This is a genomic window from Nocardioides sp. P5_C9_2 (assembly GCF_054049555.1).
Window position 1 is genome coordinate 1 of record NZ_JBFUMD010000687.1, and the last position, 1,461, is coordinate 1,461.

The window sequence follows — 1,461 nt, forward strand, 5'->3', positions numbered from 1 at the left end:
TAGACATCCCCGTCATCATCCTCGTCGGCGGCGTCGCCGGCGCCGACCGGCTCGGCCTCGACCTCGAGGGACACCGGGCCGTCGACGTCCTCACCCCGGGCGTGCTGGCCCTGGCGATCATGTCGACGGCGTTCACGTCGGTGGCGATCGCCACCGGCTTCGAGCGCCGGTACGGCGTCATCAAGCGGCTCGGCGCCTCGCCGCTCCCCCGCCACGGCCTGCTGCTCGGCAAGGTCCTGGCCCTGCTCGAGGTGGTGACGCTCCAGCTGGTGTCGCTGGTCGTCGTGGGACTGCTGCTGGGCTGGCGACCGACGCTCGAGGCCCCGGCCACCTCGCTCATCTCGGCCGTGCTCGCCGTCGCCGCCGGCACCTGGGCCTTCGCCTCCCTGGGACTCTTCGTCGCCGGGGTCCTGCGCGCCGAGGCGACCCTGGCCCTGGCCAACCTCGTCTACCTGCTCCTGATGGCCGGGGGCGGCGTGGTGCTGCCCACGTCGTCGTACGGCGCCGCGTCCGGCGTCATCCAGTGGCTGCCCTCGGCGGCCCTGGGCGACGCGATGCGCGCCGCGTTCGTGGACGCCCACCTCGACCTCACCGCCCTCCTCGTCCTCATCGCCTGGGGTGCCGTCGGCACCCTGCTGACCGCACGCACCTTCACCTGGGAATGACATTGACCCGCCTGCACCCCTCCACCGGCTTCCGGCGCCTCGCCTGGGCACTGGCCGTGGCCAACCTCGTCGCCAACATCGGCATCGTGATCACCGGCGGCGCCGTGCGCCTCACCGGATCCGGGCTCGGCTGCCCGACGTGGCCGCGCTGCACCGACGACTCGTACGTCGCCCACGGCGAGCTGGGCATCCACGGCGCGATCGAGTTCGGCAACCGGATGCTGACGTTCGTGCTGGTGGTCCTGGCCGTGGCCCTGTGGGTCACCATGCTGGTCGGCCTCGTCCGTACGTGGCGCGGGCAGCGGGCCTGGCGCCCGTTCTGGCTGGCGACCGTCGTGGTGCTCGGGATCCCCGTCCAGGCGGTGATCGGCGGCATCACGGTGCACACCGACCTCAACCCGTGGATCGTGTCCCTGCACCTGCTCGTCTCGATGGCCATCATCGGCGTCTGCGTGGTGCTCCTCGACGAGCTCCGGTCCCCGGACCGGGACGCGTCCCCGCGCCTGGCGATGCTGACCTGGGCCGTCTTCGCCGTCACCTGGGTCGTCCTCTACCTCGGGACCGTGGTGACCGGCAGCGGTCCCCACTCGGGCGACCTGGACTCGCGTCGTACGGGACTGGACCCCCAGGTCATGTCCCACGTCCACGCCGGAGCGGTGTACCTGCTCCTCGCCCTGACGCTGGGCCTCGTCGTCCTCGCCCGTCGGGTCGGGACCCCGATCCTCGCCCGGGCGGCGCTGGCCCTGCTGGTGCTCGAGCTGGCGCAGGGCGTCGTGGGCCTCGTGCAGTACGTCAC

Annotated in this window: 2 protein-coding genes; both read left to right on the forward strand. The window is 72.6% G+C overall.

The genetic code is table 11. The features are described from left to right. The coding region (locus ACXJKL_RS21000) for an ABC transporter permease (protein ID WP_457208932.1) at nucleotides 1-665 on the forward strand (665 nt) is incomplete at its 5' end. Continuing rightward, a partial coding sequence (locus ACXJKL_RS21005) for a COX15/CtaA family protein (RefSeq protein WP_457208933.1) occupies nucleotides 662-1,461 on the forward strand: 800 nt, incomplete at its 3' end. The genes ACXJKL_RS21000 and ACXJKL_RS21005, both read left to right, overlap by 4 nt.